The following is a 15,903-nucleotide window of genomic DNA, read 5'->3' as shown; positions in this document are numbered from 1 at the left end:
GTAATTATGAATAAATATTCAGATAAGTATCAACACCTTTCGCCTGTACAGAAGCAATTTATTGACGAAAAGACAGTAAGTACCACTATGAGAATAAGTAAGTGGCTCTCATTACTTGTCAAAGTATCCAAGTTTGATCAGCGGAATGATAAAATTATTAAAAGGCTGCTAGTTTGGGCAATTGTAAGCTTTTTGCTTGCCTTTTTCTCGTTTGTAAGTTTTGCCGTTATAAAGGAAAACGCATTTTACTTTATAGCTCTCTTTGCAGTCACTGGCGTAACACTTCTGATTTTGAGAGGTAAGAAGAAGCGCAAGGATGTAAATAACTATTTGAGAATGTTCTTTTTGCCCATACTTACTGTGCTTGAAGCGAAGTGTGGTAGTGATGCGAAACTAGCAGCCACTCTTGATTTTAGAATACCAAGAAAAGCAATGGCTCCGGAAAAAAGCAAAGTAGGGGTGAAAAAACTTAAACTATATTCTCCTAAATATATCGTTGCCAGAGTGACGATGAAGGATCAGGCCGTGCTTGAGTTTGTAGTGGCGGATGATATCAAGGATTTCTCCTGGAAAAAGAGGAGCCGCAGTGGTAAGACCAAGTATAAAAGGAAAACCAAATTTGTACATCAGTGCCTGATCAAAATGTCACTTCCAAAATCAGAGTATCGCTATAAAGGATCGAGGAATCGTACGGTCTCGGTGGTTGAAGTTAATGAGCATTATCAGGCTAAAGCTAAAATAAAGATAAAAGCTGTAGGTCAGGATAAAATGTTGGGGGTGAATGTGTTTTTTGAGACCATGCAAAAGATCTATGCGAATTTTGAGCCCATCAATCCTGTAGGACAGACTACACCTCAAAAGCCTAAAGGGAAAGGTAGAAAAGAGGTGTATGAAGAAGATCCAGGGTTGGCCTTGGATACCCCATATATATGGTATGGAAGTGCATTTAGCACATATGACTATGATAGTTTTGAGTATTCTGATTCAGGGGATACCTTAATGGAAGATGATTCTGTAAACGCATTTGATAGTTAATGGGCACGCCTACTTGTTTATGGCTTACGGACCATTATCCTCCTCAGCGAGGAGGAATGTCACAATCATGTGATCGCATTGTCAACGGTTTGCGTCAGGCAGGCTTTACGATTGAAATCATTCATTTTGTAAACAGGGATAGAAAAATACGCCGTAAGCAGCAGCAAAATGGAGGGTATACAGTCATCCCCTTTAGCAATAGTGAGGCCCATGTGCTAAATGTTGCCTGGAACTACATTAAAACGTTAGGTAGCTTTGATTACATTGTTTGCTTTGGAGGCTATTTGTCCATGATTGGTGCACCTGTGTTTTCTCAATGGGCTGGGGTGAAGTTGGTGACACTAATCCGTGGTAACGATTTGGATATATCCATATTTACACCCCGCAAACGAGGAATACTTGAAGATGCTCTGAGGCAGTCTTCCCTGATTTTTACCGTAAGTAGTGATAAGGCGGATAAGATAAGAAAATGGATCGGTCATGAAGGTGTGCACTATGTTGCAAATGGTATAGATACCATGCTGTGGCAACCCACTTCCGGAGAGCTTGAATTTGCTAAAGAGTGGAAGAGGCAGCAAGGGGAGGAGCAATTGACTTTGGGGATTTTTGGACAGTTAAAGGCCAAAAAGGGGCTTGACTTTTTCCTTGAAGCTCTTAAAAGGACAAGTCTTGTAGAGAAGACTCATTTACTGCTTGTAGGTGATGTTGAAGAGCATTTGGAGGAAGAGTTGGAGCAAATGCGCTGTACATATACGGTGCTTCCCTTTCATGATCGCTATGAGCTTATGAAATATTATCTTTGTTGTAATGCTCTTGTTATTCCCTCTTTTTATGATGGTATGCCCAATGTATTATTGGAAGCAGGCGCATTAGGTGTCCCGGTTATATCCTCTGCAGTCGATGGTATGGCTGATGTTATAGCCCATGAGGAAGATGGGTTACTGTTTGAACCTGCTGATGAAGATAGTTGCAGAGAAACTTTGTATCAGTTCTTTTCTATGACTGGAGAGGAACAACTCATGCTAGGACAGCACCTGAAAACTAAAATTGAAACTCAATATTCCCATACTCATGAAACACTCGCATACAAAAAATATCTATCTTGAATTTTGCCTTATCATTATGTTACTCGTTCTCTGGGGGTGTTCTGGTGGTTCCGGGCAGGAAGGTGAATCAGTTACTGAAACTCCTGCTGAGGAGGTTGAGGTAGTTGGTGCATTGAAGAGTTACTATATCAGCAATAGAGAAAATGTTTCATTGGCAGAGATCACTGATAGAGGGAGTGAACTGACGGTCAATACCCAGGAAGGAATATTGTTTGGGGTTATGAAGAGAGAGGGTAAAAGGAAATACTATGATCAGAATGATGAATTTCAGTATGCGGTGAAATATAAGGATGATGGATTTAAGCTCAGGAGTAAAAGTGAGGCTCTGATCTGGAAGGTGAAAATCAAAGAGGGAAAGATTAAGGTAGCAAACAATGAAGAGATGACGGGAGCTTATGAAATACACTGCTATGATGACGGGCGTATTAAGCTAAGCCAGGAGGAAAATGAACTTTCCTCCATCCGGTTTGATCCTGGTGTACCTATGTTAGAGGTGCAGGGTAAATACTTTCTACGCAACTTTTCAGACTCTTTTGCCCCTGGAATATTACTCATTCCCGAAATGCAGGAAACGGAAAAATATATCATTTGTGCGGAGTTGGCTGCACAAGATAAATGATAGTTTTTTATGGTTTTGGAGGTGGTTTTGGGCACCTGTCCCGCATAAAGACTTTTATTGCTAGTGCGGGAATAGAGGAGTCATATAAGGTGCTTACCAATAATCGTAGCGCTTACCAGCTATTTAATGCTGAACAAATAGCATTCTTACCACCTACCTATAGTTTTGAGGCAGCAGTCTTAAGGAAATGGATCAGGGAACTCATCCGGGAGTATTCTCCTGAGGCATTTTACATAGATGCTTTTCCGTGTGGTCTTTTAGGAGAGCTGTCAGATGATTTATTTGCTGGCATATTGGTACATTACCTGTGTAGAAGACTCAAGTGGAGAATGTATAAACCCCTGATCAATCGGTGTCCTCCTGCTATGGAATGTGTCTATGTTTTCGAGCCATTGGAGCCTGATCATGAAAGTTATGTTAAAACCGCTACGCAGGTAAAGCATATGGAACTTAGTTTTCCATCTCCTACCCACATTCTTGAAAAATTGGAAAAATATAATCAGCCCGTATGGTTGGTAGTACATACTACACATCTTGATGAAATTGAGGTGTTGTTAAATCATGCTGTCGATCTTGCAAAAATGGAAGGCAACGACCCTCATATAGTAGTGCTATGCGATCAACCCGTGAGTGTTCCTGAAGGGGTAAGTTTGCTGCATGGTGAAGAACCTGTCGACTGGTATCCGCATGTTGATAAAATATTCACGGCAGCAGGGTTTAATACCTGGTATCAGCTCAAGCCCTGGAGGAGTAGGCACATAACAATCCCTTTTCCCCGTAAGTTTGATGATCAGTTTTGGCGATCAGGAAATTAGCTATTCCGGATGTCTCACTACGAAGGCAATCGGGCGAAATTGCAATAATGACTAATTATATTACCTTAAGTGCTATTTTTTTGTCAGGGTTTATATCTTAGAGCTTTATGTATTTATAGGCAATGAACGACATTCAGCATCAGCAACAATCGTCACCATCATCTACCCCTGGAAGCAAACAAGACAATTTACAGAAGGATAACCTATCCTCGTCATCATTAGGTATTCAGCAACTGTTCGGGCAGGCTGGATTTATACCAGTTCAGAAGGCATCGGGTAATATGGGAGGTGGGCAAGCTTCTGAAGCACCTACCTCTTCAAACAAAGGCTCAGGCGGACTTCCTGAGGTGGTGAAGGGGAAAATGGAAGGTGCATTTGGGGCAAGTTTTGAAGATGTAAAAGTTCATAGCAACTCATCGCAGGCGAAACAAATTGGGGCTTTGGCTTATGCTCAGGGCAATGATATACATTTTGCTCCCGGGCAATATAATCCCCATAGCGTTAAAGGACAAGAGCTGATAGGCCATGAGCTTGCACATGTGGTACAGCAAAGACAAGGCAGAGTCAAGGCGACAACTCAGGCAAAAGGTCTGGTAGTTAATGATGATCCTGTTTTGGAGCAGGAAGCTGACAGCATGGGCTACAAGGCAGCTCGTAATCAGGCAGTAAGCGGTGGGGTTACTGTTCAGAAGAAAGCACAGGATGATGTGGTGCAGAAAAATGAAATTGAAGGTCCCTGGAATAAGGGAGACCCTGTTCATGAGAACCTGACTCTGCAATCGCTCATAAAGGCAGGTGTAGTACCAAAAGATGCCTCGCTTGATGATGAGGAAGTTTTTGAGTACATCAGAGGTGTGATCTGGAATGATGACCCTGAAGGTCTTTTGTTTGATAACAACGAAAGGGAAAACGACAATTATAGTAGCGGTTTGGTCTGGTACAATCACTTTTCTGATGGTAAAGGCAAGAGCAAAAAAGGAGAGCGGATAGGCAAGAAGGATAATATGACAGCCAGAAGTCATTTTGGTGATTTACAATTCTTTCATGCCATGGCGATTGCTGATGGCATCAAGGCGCAAATCACCAAGGACAAGGTCATGGTCTGGGCGGAGTTTACTTACCGTGTAGGAATAGGTGATATCAAGAGCAATACTACACTGACCGGCGTACCTGTAGCTGGTTTTACAGAGTACTTTAAAGGGACTCCGAATGCGGATAAGCTAACTATTGATGACTTGTTTCATACCTATAAAGATGGAAGTACCCCTAAGCGGGCTATGGGTAGCTTAATGCATATGATTCAGGACTCTCATGCTCACGGACATGCAGAGAGGGCAGAGGAAAAGGGTGATGACTCGATCAAATCTTTCCACTCTTATGTGAACCAGGATGGGCATAAGCATGGTGAGCATGATAAAGGGAATGGAGACTATAGCTATGAAGGTTTATCTAAGCTTAAAGGAGCCAAATCTGCGATGGATAAGGGAGCTCAGGTATTTAAGTATTACAAGGCTAAAACACCATGGTCTGAGGTAAAAGTGTATTTGGATACTCAGGTATTTAACCTTGTGGAGCGCCCCACTGATTCCGGGCCGGGAGAGGAGTTTAAAGTAACGAAGGACTAATATAATTAGATGCAAACAAGTTATAAGGTGGTAGTCAGGTATATACTCATCAACACGGGTTTTTTGCTGGCAGGTTTCCTATTGAGCTTTATCATTAACTTTGCTTCATGGTTTCGTTTGGATGATCCGCATGACATGGGGTTGGGAAACCTGTTCTTTACTACCTCTGTTTTTACCATTCTTGGCCTGGCCTATACAGGATATGTTTATTCCAGGTTTAAGGTTTTGCCAGTTGTATCAGTGCTGGCGATTATAGGGATGCTGTTCTTTCTTAATAGCCTGTTTTACTTTATTTAAAATAGCCTTACGTTGTTATGATAGTTAATTACATACTGATCAATGCGGGCTTTGTGCTGGTAGGCTTTCTGCTCAGTTATGTGTTTAACTTTGCAAGGTGGTTTAGTCTTGACCATGCCCACGATATGGGGTTGGGTAACCTGTTTTTAAGTACATCACTTTTCGCAATTCTGGGCTTTGTCATTACCGGATATCTTTTCTATGACCACAGGGTCCTTCTTATCATTTCATGTGTTGCCATTGTCGGGTTGGTACTTTTCCTTTGGAGGCTTTTTGCTTAATTTAAGTGTATTCATACTGAAACTCCATAAGCCATCTATTCACACATTAAAATACAGAGCTTCAATCCAGGGTATAAAAATTGCGTACATAGGCTCCTATTCCTATAGGAGAGGTGATTGGGAAACGCATTTGTAGGCTCTTGGTGGATCGTTTTGTGTATTTTTTTATCCTTGCTATGTCCGTCCGAAAAGGAGTTGACAAGCGTTTAAATGGCCTCAAAACCATATTGCTTATATATGCTTATGATAGTGCTGTTAAGTTGGTTCACAACTAATTCTATACTTTTTATATGGTTTTAAGGGCAAGTCTGGTTGAGAAATCCATGGCTGCTTTTCTGATTTTTTCTTGGTAAGTCTTGATTGTGTATAACTTGCTAATTATAAGTTTGTTATTGTGTTTTATCAATCCGAGATATCCTGTTGGAGGCTCTTCAACGATTAGTAAATAGTAGCTGTTTCACTGGCAATTTGGTCTTGCAATAGCTTCTTTTAATTGAAACTCTGTTAGAAAATTATTAGTGTGGGTATGATCGGATCATAAAACTTCATGCGATATATCCCCTGCTAATTGCTCAATAGTGAAATGATCAGAGGTGCCTGACGCCTTTCTAATTGCTATCATCTAAACTTAAATGAGGAGCTAAGTTAACTGAGCAGATGAATATATGAAATAAGCGCTGCGCTGAAGAATAGATGTTGTGGATAAAGAAAAAGCACTCCCCTTATGAATAGGGAAGGTGCTTTGTAGTGTATTTACATTTGAATTTTAAGGTTTTAATCGTCTATTGTAGGGTATTTTCCTTACAATTTAGATGACTATTGCTTATACCATCAGGTAACGTAAAACACCAACTCTCAGGGGGAGAGCTGGTGTTGCTGGTGATACATTGGAGCTATTAGGGTTTAGACTTTAGCCATTCAAGTGCTTCTGTGGCTGAGTTAAATTTGGTTACAATATTTGAATCCGGCATGGCGTTTTTAGCAGATAGCTGTGCGAAAATATTTTCTGAGAAAATCCATGCGAAATGTTTTAGGCCTGCTTTTTCCATTTGAGGAAACCACTGGGTTACGGTCCATTCTGCAGCGTCTTGCCAAGGGCCGGTAACTTCTGTATTATCATTCAATATTTTAGTGCAGTTGGCTTTCTTTTTAAATAGTTCAAGTATTTTATTTCCCCCTGAAATGATTTTGTCCCTGTTTTGAAAACCTATCCAGCGACAAAATAGGATTTGATTTGATGGATCATAAGTTACCTCCAGGTTTTTCTCTTTTAAGAGTGATTCACCTTTCATTATGCTAGCTTGATTCATAGTTTTTAATTTTTGATTGAATTTCCTTTTAATTTATTACTTGCAAAGATTCTATGCTGTTAAATAAGAGACTCGATTGCATGGGTGTAATATATTTAACCTTGTGTTTATTTGATGTTGTGTAACTTATTGATATTTAATAACTTAATAATATTTATATCTATTAATACTCTAATACAATTGATGTAATGATGTTTAAAATGTAGATAATGAGATACTTATAGTGTGATTTCTTACTTCTGTAACAGATTTTGTCTTTTTATACTACGCCCTTTTCCACACCACATTGAATACAATATCGTGTTCGCCTGTACGGATTGGGGGTGTTGACAGTATCATTCGATCTCCCTCTATTTCACCGTAGCGCTCTTCAATATTGCCCAGCCAGTTAGGAAAGGTGCCACCTTCCACAGTGTGTTGCAATACTCCCGGTTCCTTCTCTATGAACTTACCGAAATAGGCGAAGTATGAGGTGAAGGCATCAACAATTTCATCAGTAGTACCATCATACATTCCTCCACTTTTAAATTTTTTTCTGTCGTTCTTCATAATATGGACACTCATGTAGCCGCTGTCGGTATACATGAGTATACCTTGAGGACTTTTGCCGAAATAGTCAATGACTTCTCCGTTGTCGTTTTTGAAGGTCCAGGAAACAAGTTTCCAGGTACCTATTACTTCTTTAGATAACTTAGTTGTGACTTGTTGTGCTTCCATTGATTTATTTTTTTAGGTGAATTAAAGCTGGTTTTGTTACTTCATTATTAATTAATTCGGTAACAAAATCTGTGCATGATCTTAGGTAATGGTGGTCACCTTCGCGCTCTATGAACCTGAATTTCAGGGTGGTTTCATTTTTCCAGAGGTTCATTTGTTTGTTACTTACCGTGATATCACTTTTTCCATGTATGGCAATGATGTTGACATCCATAGGAGGAGCGAATTCATACTTGTAAGAGTCGAGTAATATCAGGTCGTTTCTTAAAAGTCTGATCAGTATCTCACGAAGCTCGGTATCAGGTATGGCTTCTTTGCTCAGATGAGGGAAACGCTTTGTCAGAGTTTGATCATCAGCATTGTGATCCAGGTGCTGTTTGTCATAGGAAGCCAGTTGTGGTGTAGATGAAACTATGAGGCTTACAGGAGGTCTTGCCAGTCTTCTTCTCAGCTCACGCATTACCTCAAATGCTATCAGGCCTCCCATGCTATGCCCGAAGAAGATCGCAGGTTTGTCCATTACGCCCATTAGTGTATCAGAGATCTTGTGGACGGCTTGCTTCATATTGGTGAATGGTTGCATAGATGATGATTTCCCCCTGCCAGGCAGTTCAACAGTCACGAGCTGTATATTGTTTGCCAGTTTTTCCTCCCAGTCTGCATACAGGTTGGCATTACCTCCGGCATCATGAAAACATACCAATTGTACCTTATGTTTAGCATTGGAAGTGCTGGCAACAATGGTCGGTTCAGAGGTACTTTGTTCTTCCTTCTGCTTTTTGACCTTGAACAGCTTCTCCACCAGAAAGGTAGCATATTCGGCAATGGTTGGATGCTCCCAGATGTCTGTTACCGAAAGTTTGATATTCAGCTCCTTTTCCAGTTTGTTTCTGAACTGCACGGCCATTAAAGAATCGATACCTAAGCTCTTGAACTTCATAGTTGTAGATAATTGATCTTCCGGCGATTTGATAATGCTGGCGGTTAGCTTCTTCAGATGGCTTTCCAGTGCATCCAGCCATTCTTCCGAATTAGGTACACTTTCTAGTGTCTGCAAGAGTGACTGACCTGCATTTGTGTCCTCGTTTTTATGAAGGAGGCCAGAGAAGTACTTGCTGTTACCCAATGCAGGAAAATGTTCGGCAGTCTGATCGGCATTCACTTGGAATACTCCCATGTTAGCAGGGCTCTGGTCAAATATTTTGTCCAGTGCTTTTACAGCATCCGACATGGGGGTAGCTACAAAGCCTTCGGCCTCAGCGAACTTCTCCAGATTTTTGAGCGATGCTACCATACCGACATCCGATATCACTCCCCAGTTAATGCAGAGGGCGGGTAGATGCTGCTTTTGTCGGTATTGAGCCAGTGCATCCAGAAAGGTGTTGGCGGCTACATAGCTTACCTGACCACTCAGACCTAAAAGGCTGGAAGCAGAGGAGAACATGATGAAGTGATCGAGTGCATACTTTCTTGAGGCTTGGTGAAGGTTCCATGCCCCTATAACTTTTGGGGCCAGTATTGAAGAGAACTCTTCATGGGAAAGGTTAATAATCTGTTCTGCATTGATTACTCCGGCAGCATGGATGATACTTTTCAAACCGGCCTCGCTTTGAAGCTCATCCAAAAGGTTGTTCAATGCAGGTGTATTGCAGACATCGCACGCAACGATTTTGAATGTGGCACCCTGATCCTCCAGAGATTTTATTCTTGTTTTTAATGCTTTATCAATATTATGACTACGGCTTACCAGGCAGAATTTACGGGCTCCTCGGGCAAACATCCACTCTACCAGTGTGAATGCAATGCCTTTGTAACCGGTAACCAGATGGTAAGCAGAAGTAGAGAAGGAGATTTGCTCCGCGGTAGGCATTGCGGGAACAAAGCCAGCAAGGCGAGAGCTGTAGAAACTTTCGTTTCTCAGGGCTATTTCACGTTCCTTAGCTACGGGTTCCGCGGCAACCTTTACGAGATTTCTTAATTCCTGTAAATTACAGTTATAACTGAGATCAACGATCTGGGGTTCATATTGAGACAACTCATTGTATGCCACCCTGCCGATGCCTACTATTGGTCCCGCAGCAACGTTGATGTGATCAGACTTGATCCCAAAGGCACCGTTAGTAACTATGGTAAGTCCTGGATAGTGCATCAGCTTTTTAGCTTCCAGGTCTTTGAATAGCTGGATCAGGTAGAATGCCTTTTCAGTTTCGATGGCTTCCTGTGTAGCTACGGTATGACCGTGGCTGAAATAGATGATGTGGTCTACCTTTTCAAGCTCTATTTGGTCGAGTGAGGCACTAAAGGGAGTATCCTGGGTGGTATGAGGTGCTACCCAGTGGAAGTCATGGCCAGCGTCAGTTATTTCTTCCAGAAACTGTTTGGTAACATCATCGTTTTGTGTAGCCACTACTACGAATGATTTCTGCCCATGGTTTTTGAAATTGACCTGTTCAGGCACCCAGTTGATATGGTGGTACCATTTTTCTTTTTGTTCTCCAATTTCTTCTAGTTTGAAGATCTTACCACCCAGGCCCTTCAGAGTAAGTAAAACATGGCCTAAAGCATCGGTAATGATACAGTTGGCAGTAAGCGAAGTACTCTGGCCTTCGTTGGTAAACTCCAGGCTGATGATCTCAGTATGAATGTACAGTTCATCAGTGAATCCAATGGGTTTATTGATCTCCACGGTTTCAATACCAGAGAGGTAAGACATGGCCGTACTTTCAGTATCACAGTTACTTTGTGTAGCGAAAAGAGTTTGAAGACAGGCATCGAGAACCGCAGGGTGGAAGCCGTACTGGTTGAGACTGTACTTCAGTATATCTTTTACAGCTACTGAGGCTCGAATATGTCTACCATTTACATTGATCTTTTGTATTCCTCTGAAGTATGGGCCATATTGTAGACCAAGTGTTTGTAGTTGCTCATACAAAGCTTCAGTATCCATATTTCCTTCAAACTCGGTGTTTTCAGTGGTGCCTTCTGCAATACTATTGTTGAGGATGTATATACCACTGGCTGTTTCGACCCATTGTCCGTCAGCTATTTGGTAAAAGGTAAATGTCGAAGTGTCTTCACCTTTTTGGACCTTCAATTGGACACTAACCTTCTCATCACTATCAATGATTACAGATGATTTGAACCTCAGGTCTTTGATCACCACTTGATGACTTCCTGTAAGTTGGGCTACTGCGGCATGCAGCATTTCAACATAGCTTACACCTGGTAGTACTATTTTGCCAGTGACGACATGATCCTTCAGGTATGGAAATTCATCGATACTAAACTGAGCTTCCCAGAAATGTAATCCGGTAAGCTGTGCCAGCTTCATCTCTTTTCCAAGCCAGGGGTGCCCTTCTCTTTTTGTATTATGATTTTGCTTGCGTTCTGTAAGGGCATAAGTTGCTCTTTGGAATGGGTAAGAAGGTAGCTTAATGAATGGTATTTTAGGATTGCTATAGAACGTTTTCCAATCAAATCTGATCCCTTGTTGATAAAGCAGGTCAAAGTTGTTGTATAGTTCGCCTTCTTCGGATTTATTTCTAGCAAGAGTGCCCGATACAATACCGTGACCATTAAAGGCTTCCAGACACTCTGTAATAGCTGTAGTCAGTACTGGATGTGGGCTTACCTCAATGAAGGTGTTAAATTCTTTTTTGATGAGTTCTTCCATTATGCCGGCAAACTGCACACCATTTCTTAGGTTATCTACCCAGTACCCGTTGTTGAGCTCCTCTCCGGATACTTCTCTGTTTTTTACTGTAGAGTAAAGGGGTATTTTGTTTTGTCGTGGGTTGATGTTCTGAAGGGCTTTTGCCAATTGGTCTTTTAAAGGCTCCATTTGAGCACTGTGTGAGGCTACGTCAACTTTTACCTGGCGACAAAACTTGCCCTGACGCTCAAGCTCTTCCAGTAGCTCATTGATAATTTTCTGGTCTCCGGCTATTACTGTTGATTTAGGACTGTTATTTACCGCAACTGATAATCCAGTGTATTTTTTGATGATTTCTTCGGCCTCGGGAACAGTAAGTTCTGTTACAGCCATAGCGCCACCTTTACCACTAACTGTTTTCATTAGTTTACTTCTGGTACAAATCACTCTTGCAGCTTCATCCAGCGTAATGCTACCAGAAATATAAGCGGCGGCCACTTCGCCCATGCTATGACCGGTAACGGCATCCGGCTTTAAGCCAATGGATTCCCAGAGTCTGGCCAGAGCTATCTGCATAGCACAAAGAGCGGGCTGGATAACATTGATTTCGTTCATCCTACTGGTACTTACATTGGCCTTTAGCTGAGCTGTCAGCGACCAGTTGCAGTATTTGGAAAATGCTGCTTCGCATTCGTCTATTGCTTTTTTGAAGATGGGTTCTGTTGCATACAGGTCACGTCCCATACCAATCCATTGAGAACCCTGTCCGGGAAAAACAAATACTACTTTTTGTTTTTCGATACTTGTTGAGTTTATCTCAGGGCTTTTGAGATACTCATCAAGTTTCTCAATCATCTCTTGCTTGCTGTCGGCAGCAAAAGCTTTACTGAATTCGAAGGCTGGTTTTCTGAGTGCTGTAGCAGTTACAGTATGAATAAACTCATTGGGCGCACCATTAATACTATACTTTAGGTAGTTTGTGTAACTCTTAACATAGTCAGTGAGCGCTTTTTCAGACCGGGCAGAAATTGGCAAAACGAATTTGTGGTTGTGTATTTTTTTTGCCGAGTTAAACAGGTTTGTTTTTGGCTTGTACTCCTCTAAGATTGTGTGTCCATTGGTGCCTCCCCAGCCAAAGGAGTTAACCCCCGCTTTTAGTGTTTCTCCTTTAGCTGATGGCCATTCTGTATGTGTAGCCTGAACCTTCAGGTTGAGTCCGTCAAAATCAATTTTTGGATTTGGCTTATTGAAATTTAGGTTTTTAGGCAACTGCCGGTGATTAATAGCCAAAATGGCTTTGATCAAACCGGCTATGCCAGCTGCTCCTTCCAAGTGGCCTATATTTGTTTTTACAGAACCTACATGAAGAGGTCTTTTTCTTTTTTTATTAAAAAACATTCCCAAAGCATTTGTTTCTGTAGGGTCGCCTAGTGGGGTTCCTGTGCCGTGAGTTTCTACATAATGGACTTCACCGGGTTTTATGCCGGAGTCTTTATAGGCTTCTGCCAGTACGTCGAGTTGACCTTTAATGCTTGTGGCAGGCAGGTTTTCATTGAAGCCATTGTTGTTTATGGCAGTTCCTTTGATTACGGCATATATCTTGTCTCCATCACGTTCTGCGTCGGATAGCCTTTTCAATAATATTATTCCTCCTCCCTCGCCTCGCACAAAACCGTCGGCTCCCGCATCAAAAGTGCTGCATTTTCCTTTTGCAGATAAACCACCAAATTTAGATAGTAGTATATTTTGGTCAGGGTCCAAGGTATGGTTTACACCACCTACTATGCTTTGTTCAATAGAGCCATCCCAAAGGCTCTGGCAGGCTAGATGCAATGCCACTAACGAAGATGAACAGCCGGTGTCAACTACCAGACTAGGACCTGAAAAGCCATAAAAGAAAGATATTCTGTTGGCTATGATATTGGCTGATTGACCAACGGCAGAGTGGGAGGTAACCTCTGCATGCTTATGCTTTCGCAAGTGCTCAAAGTCACTCCAGATGTTACCTATGTAAACGCCTACCTTACTGTCTGTTATGCTTTCATATGTAGCATTGCTGTTCTCTATGCATTCCCAAACAAGTTCCATCATAAGTTTTTGAGATGGGTTCATCTCAGCAGCTTCCGCAGGTGATATATTAAAAAATAATGGATCGAAATCGTCAATGTGTTGTAGCATGGATCCATGCCTTTGATGGGTTTTGTCTTTCGCCCCTTTATCAGGGCTGTAGTACTTATCAATGTTCCATCGTTTGATTTCTTCAATGGTGTCTTCCCCTTTTTCGAGGAGACACCAAAAGTCCTGCAGACTCTGCGCTTTTGGAAAGCGGCAGGACATTCCGGTGATTGCTATAGGTTCTTTTGACATGATCGGATGGTTTTAGCAGTGATGTTTTTATTGATACTAAGTTGGGAAGAAGCTGGAGCGATTATTTCAGGGGATTTACTGATTTTACTAAATCAGTAAATCATTGATATAAAAGGTTCTATTTTGGCTTTTAAGGAATACTTTGAAGAGCTATGAGCTCGTTTTCTGATTTTCTTCAGGGTGGAATATCAGGGATGTCTAAGGGTACTAGGGGATATCCCTGAGTCAAATCAGGAGGAAAAATCCCTTTAACACCTATTTTTAATTCATATGAGTTATGGAGACGCAGAATTATTAGTTTATAACATATTCGTATTTAAAGGTTTGTATATTTATACTTTGTAACAATCTGATCAAAAATGCTACTTAAGGCTTTTCCTGATATACATTGGATAAGAAATAAGGCAAAGACCAATTTTGAAGATAGAAAAGACGTAAATGGTCGGGTTATCCCCGGTAAAGGCTGGCCTAATGTGGTATTGAGTACTACTAGCAAAGGAGCCGAGCGCACTGACATCCTGGCGCCTTTTTCCATGTTTTTAAATTTGAAAGGTAAAGGCTTAGTGGTGGCAGATGGGCGTGAGGTTACGATTGATCAGGATTCCTTTTGCCTGGTGAATAAAGGCCAGAACTATGACCTGATAATACCAGAGGCTGTTTCGACCACTACATTTAATGTTCATTTCGGGCAGGAGTTGTTTGAGCATACAGCTTATGCCAGGGCAAAATCTCATGAGCATTTACTTGATAACCCGCATGTTGAAAGCTGTCATCATCATGTATTTACAAGATCAAGGTGGCTGGAACCTGATATAGCTCGTCACATTATATTACTTCAGGACTTTTATAATAAGGGTTACAATACTTTTTCCTTTGTAGAAGAGGAGGAGGTTTTACTACATAACCTGTTAACAGATTTACTCAAAAAGACAGATTTGGACAGGAAAGGCTTTAGCCGGATTTCATCTGTGAAGCCCACAACGAAAAGGGAGTTGATGTCGAGAATGTTACAGGCGATAGACTACATTCATGCTCACTATCAGAAACCTGTTTCTCTTAATGAACTAAGTCAGGTATGTCTGCTTTCCAGGTTTCATTTTTTACGTGTCTTTAAAAGTGTATTTCATTGCACCCCTCATGAATATATCATCTCGATTAGGATACAGAAAGCTGAAATGTTATTGAAACATACCAAATTGCAAGTTAGTGAAATAGCCGATATGATCGGGTTTGCTGAAGCCAATTCCTTTTCCCGCTTTTTTCATAAGTACCATAAAGTATCTCCTTTAAAGTATAGAAAGGGAAATTAGCAATATTGGATAGATGCTCAGGTTGTAACTGTGCATATTTTTGCACAAAAGACATCATTATGGTAGTAACAGGATTTTATTTATTGTCACTGGGCATGTCTTTCAGCCCGTTTTACATATTGCGAAGGTCTGATGAACGGAAAAGGTTAATAAGAAACTATGTGCTGGGCTTTCTGACCTGGCTGATCTATTTGCTTGCGCTATCCAACACTGGCGTTCTAAGCGATTTTAGCTTGCCCCCCAGAGTTCCGTTATTGATTATAATACCTTCGATCATTATAAGTGTCTTTTTTTCAGGTAGTTCCTTGTTTAAGGAGGCAATGGCCAGGGTTCCAGTTACATTTGTAGTTTATATTCAGACCTTTAGAATATTGGTGGAAGGTCTCATCTACGGAGCTTTCTTAAATGGGGTATTTCCTAAGTCCGTGACTTTTGAAGGTACTAACTTCGATATTTTAGTAGGTGTTTCAGCATTGCTTGTTGGGTTTCTGGGGCAGAGAAACATACTGGGCAGGAAAGGACTGTTGATATGGAATATACTTTCTGTCTGCATATTGATACTCACAGGTTATTCCTTTATATCGACATACTACTTCAGTGATTTGGCGGATACATTTCAGGCGCTGCAATTTGTACAGGTGCCTTATTTACTGTTGCCGGGTGTTTTATTGCCTGTTGCAATATTTTACCACACCGTTTCTATACGCCAGCTTATGTCGAAAAACTGACGAAGATCATCTTTATCGTTGACTGTTCTCTTTCCATTCCG

The 15,903-nt window shown here is 41.3% G+C and carries 12 protein-coding genes; 9 read left to right on the top strand and 3 right to left on the bottom strand.

Annotation, left to right across the window (positions count from 1 at the left end; translation table 11 throughout):
* The first annotated feature begins 6 nt into the window (after positions 1 to 6).
* The 7 genes from JMN32_RS23990 to JMN32_RS23960 all read left to right on the top strand — a co-directional run bounded on the left by JMN32_RS23990 (position 7) and on the right by JMN32_RS23960 (position 5,778).
* Positions 7 to 1,035 (top strand): hypothetical protein, encoded by a 1,029-nt coding sequence (locus JMN32_RS23990; RefSeq protein WP_202858924.1) that lies wholly within the window; start codon positions 7 to 9, stop codon positions 1,033 to 1,035.
* A 56-nt stretch (positions 1,036 to 1,091) separates the two neighbouring features.
* On the top strand, positions 1,092 to 2,141 hold the full coding sequence (locus JMN32_RS23985; RefSeq protein ID WP_202858923.1) for a glycosyltransferase: 1,050 nt from the start codon (positions 1,092 to 1,094) through the stop codon (positions 2,139 to 2,141).
* A 16-nt stretch (positions 2,142 to 2,157) separates the two neighbouring features.
* Positions 2,158 to 2,760 (top strand): hypothetical protein, encoded by a 603-nt coding sequence (locus tag JMN32_RS23980; RefSeq protein ID WP_202858922.1) that lies wholly within the window; start codon positions 2,158 to 2,160, stop codon positions 2,758 to 2,760.
* Positions 2,757 to 3,575, top strand: coding sequence for a hypothetical protein (locus tag JMN32_RS23975; protein ID WP_202858921.1), 819 nt, complete (start codon positions 2,757 to 2,759; stop codon positions 3,573 to 3,575). The genes JMN32_RS23980 and JMN32_RS23975 overlap by 4 nt, the downstream gene beginning before the upstream one ends.
* 122 nt (positions 3,576 to 3,697) lie before the next feature.
* Complete coding sequence (locus tag JMN32_RS23970) at positions 3,698 to 5,200, top strand: eCIS core domain-containing protein (RefSeq protein WP_202858920.1); 1,503 nt, start codon at positions 3,698 to 3,700, stop codon at positions 5,198 to 5,200.
* A gap of 9 nt (positions 5,201 to 5,209) precedes the next feature.
* Positions 5,210 to 5,497, top strand: coding sequence for a hypothetical protein (locus tag JMN32_RS23965; RefSeq protein WP_202858919.1), 288 nt, complete (start codon positions 5,210 to 5,212; stop codon positions 5,495 to 5,497).
* A gap of 17 nt (positions 5,498 to 5,514) precedes the next feature.
* Positions 5,515 to 5,778, top strand: a complete 264-nt coding sequence (locus JMN32_RS23960) for a hypothetical protein (protein WP_202858918.1) — start codon at positions 5,515 to 5,517, stop codon at positions 5,776 to 5,778.
* 896 nt (positions 5,779 to 6,674) lie between these two features.
* Here JMN32_RS23960 and JMN32_RS23955 read toward each other — a convergent pair.
* The 3 genes from JMN32_RS23955 to JMN32_RS23945 all read right to left on the bottom strand — a co-directional run bounded on the left by JMN32_RS23955 (position 6,675) and on the right by JMN32_RS23945 (position 13,824).
* Positions 6,675 to 7,088 carry a hypothetical protein gene (locus JMN32_RS23955; protein WP_202858917.1) on the bottom strand — a complete coding sequence of 138 codons (414 nt, stop codon included), beginning with the start codon at positions 7,086 to 7,088 and terminating at the stop codon, positions 6,675 to 6,677.
* Between the two features lie 264 nt (positions 7,089 to 7,352).
* The gene (locus tag JMN32_RS23950; protein ID WP_202858916.1) at positions 7,353 to 7,805 is read right to left on the bottom strand and encodes a lipocalin-like domain-containing protein; all 453 of its coding nucleotides are present in this window, start codon (positions 7,803 to 7,805) and stop codon (positions 7,353 to 7,355) included.
* 4 nt (positions 7,806 to 7,809) lie between these two features.
* A complete protein-coding gene (locus tag JMN32_RS23945; protein ID WP_202858915.1) occupies positions 7,810 to 13,824 on the bottom strand; it encodes a type I polyketide synthase in 6,015 nt (2,004 codons plus the stop codon).
* Between the two features lie 359 nt (positions 13,825 to 14,183).
* Here JMN32_RS23945 and JMN32_RS23940 point away from each other — a divergent pair, with 359 nt between their 5' ends.
* Both JMN32_RS23940 and JMN32_RS23935 read left to right on the top strand, forming a co-directional pair.
* A complete protein-coding gene (locus tag JMN32_RS23940; protein WP_202858914.1) occupies positions 14,184 to 15,134 on the top strand; it encodes an AraC family transcriptional regulator in 951 nt (316 codons plus the stop codon).
* 59 nt (positions 15,135 to 15,193) lie between these two features.
* Entirely contained in the window at positions 15,194 to 15,862 is a 669-nt protein-coding gene (locus JMN32_RS23935; protein ID WP_202858913.1) for a hypothetical protein, read from the top strand.
* Positions 15,863 to 15,903: the final 41 nt, after the last annotated feature.

The sequence above is a fragment of the Fulvivirga marina genome (assembly GCF_016775155.1).
Lineage (GTDB): Bacteria > Bacteroidota > Bacteroidia > Cytophagales > Cyclobacteriaceae > Fulvivirga > Fulvivirga marina.
Note: the sequence above shows the minus strand (reverse complement) of the source record. Positions and strands in the feature narration are given on the sequence as shown.

What these genes read in the sequence shown, in the direction of transcription:
- JMN32_RS23990 (WP_202858924.1), top strand. Translation starts at nt 7, where the DNA reads ATGAATAAATATTCAGATAAGTATCAACACCTTTCGCCTGTACAGAAG.
- JMN32_RS23985 (WP_202858923.1), top strand. Translation starts at nt 1,092, where the DNA reads ATGTCACAATCATGTGATCGCATTGTCAACGGTTTGCGTCAGGCAGGC.
- JMN32_RS23980 (WP_202858922.1), top strand. Translation starts at nt 2,158, where the DNA reads ATGTTACTCGTTCTCTGGGGGTGTTCTGGTGGTTCCGGGCAGGAAGGT.
- JMN32_RS23975 (WP_202858921.1), top strand. Translation starts at nt 2,757, where the DNA reads ATGATAGTTTTTTATGGTTTTGGAGGTGGTTTTGGGCACCTGTCCCGC.
- JMN32_RS23970 (WP_202858920.1), top strand. Translation starts at nt 3,698, where the DNA reads ATGAACGACATTCAGCATCAGCAACAATCGTCACCATCATCTACCCCT.
- JMN32_RS23965 (WP_202858919.1), top strand. Translation starts at nt 5,210, where the DNA reads ATGCAAACAAGTTATAAGGTGGTAGTCAGGTATATACTCATCAACACG.
- JMN32_RS23960 (WP_202858918.1), top strand. Translation starts at nt 5,515, where the DNA reads ATGATAGTTAATTACATACTGATCAATGCGGGCTTTGTGCTGGTAGGC.
- JMN32_RS23955 (WP_202858917.1), bottom strand. Translation starts at nt 7,088, where the DNA reads ATGAATCAAGCTAGCATAATGAAAGGTGAATCACTCTTAAAAGAGAAA.
- JMN32_RS23950 (WP_202858916.1), bottom strand. Translation starts at nt 7,805, where the DNA reads ATGGAAGCACAACAAGTCACAACTAAGTTATCTAAAGAAGTAATAGGT.
- JMN32_RS23945 (WP_202858915.1), bottom strand. Translation starts at nt 13,824, where the DNA reads ATGTCAAAAGAACCTATAGCAATCACCGGAATGTCCTGCCGCTTTCCA.
- JMN32_RS23940 (WP_202858914.1), top strand. Translation starts at nt 14,184, where the DNA reads ATGCTACTTAAGGCTTTTCCTGATATACATTGGATAAGAAATAAGGCA.
- JMN32_RS23935 (WP_202858913.1), top strand. Translation starts at nt 15,194, where the DNA reads ATGGTAGTAACAGGATTTTATTTATTGTCACTGGGCATGTCTTTCAGC.